2 protein-coding genes are annotated in these 1,384 nt (G+C 75.7%); both read left to right on the top strand.

Translation table 11 applies throughout. From position 1 onward, the window contains the following. Window positions 1-340 (top strand): lysostaphin resistance A-like protein (locus AC0CYZ_RS22150; protein WP_472219310.1); only part of this gene is annotated, 340 nt, incomplete at its 5' end. Window positions 341-450: 110 nt separating this feature from the next. Then, window positions 451-1,384: aldehyde dehydrogenase family protein (locus AC0CYZ_RS22145; RefSeq protein WP_472219308.1), on the top strand; the 934-nt coding region annotated here is incomplete at its 3' end.

Raw genomic sequence — 1,384 nt, 5'->3', positions numbered from 1 at the left:
CCACAGCGACCCGCAGCAGTCCCTGACCCAGTTCGCCGGGGTCACGGCCGCCTTCTGGGTGGTGCTGCTCGGCGGGCTGGTCGTCCCGCTGGGGGAGGAGCTGCTCTTCCGCGGTGTCGGCTACGGGTCGATGCGCCGCTACGGACCGGTGGTCGCGACGATCGTGTCCAGCCTGGTCTTCGCCGTCGCGCACGGGTTCAACGTCGTCTTCCTCGCCGTCCTCGTGCTGGCGGTGCTCAACGCGGTGCTCTACGAGCGCACCCGCTCGATCTGGCCGTGCTTCGTCACGCACGCCTCGTTCAACCTCTGCTCGTTCGTCATCCTGCTGCTCCTCACCTGACCCCCGCCGCGACGGAGCGCACGCGTGACCGCCGCTGCTCCCGGGCACCTCCGTCGGGGAATTCGCGCGGAGGGCCCCTCCGCCCCGGCCAGCACGGAGGACCAGGACCAGTGACGACAGCGACGGCCGACATCGAGATCCGCGACCCGGCGACCGACGAGCTCGTCGGCCGGGTGTCGCCGGCCGGGCCCGAGGAGGTCGACGACGCCGTCGCCCGCGCCGTCGCCGCCGCGCCGGAGTGGGCGCGCACCGACCCCGCGGCCCGCGCCGGCCGGGTCCGCGACGCCGCCTCCGCCCTGCGCGCGCAGGCCGAGGACCTCGCCCGGCTCAACGAGACCGAGACGGGCCGCCCCTACGACGACGGGCTCGGCGGGGTGCTCGCCGCGGCCGGCACCCTCGAGCAGTACGCCGAGCTGGGCCCGCTGCACCGCGGCCGCTCCCTGCAGGGCTCGTGGTCGGCCACCGACCTCATGGTGCCGGGCCCGCGCGGGGTGGTCGCCGCGATCACCCCGTGGAACGACCCCGTCGCCGTCGCCGCCGGCCTCATCGGGGCGGCCCTCGTCACCGGCAACACCGTGGTGCACAAGCCCAGCGAGCGCTGCCCCCACCTGGGCCGGCGCGTCGGCGACCTCCTCGCGTCGTTCCTGCCCGAGGGGGTCCTGACGGTGCTCGACGGCGGCGGCGAGACCGGCGCGCTGCTCTGCGCCCACGAGGGCCTCGACGTCATCGCCCACGTCGGCTCGATCGCCGCGGGGCGCGCGATCGCCGAGGCCGCCGTCGGGACCGGGGCCAAGGTGCTGCTCGAGAACGGCGGCAACGACCCGCTGATCGTCGACGACGGCGTCGACCCGCGGTGGGCCGCGGAGCAGGCCGCCCTCGGGTCCTACGCGAACGGCGGCCAGGTCTGTGTCTCCGTCGAGCGCATCTACTGCCACCGCGCCGTCGCCGACGAGTTCCTCGCCGCCCTCGCGCAGGAGGCCGGCCGCTGGGTGTACCGGCCCACGCAGGAGGGCCAGAAGGCCCTGGGGCCGCTGGTCGACGCCC

It is taken from the genome of Actinomycetospora sp., assembly GCF_055612215.1.
The sequence above is the reverse complement of the archived record's forward strand: the minus strand, read 5'-3'. Positions and strand labels throughout refer to the sequence as shown.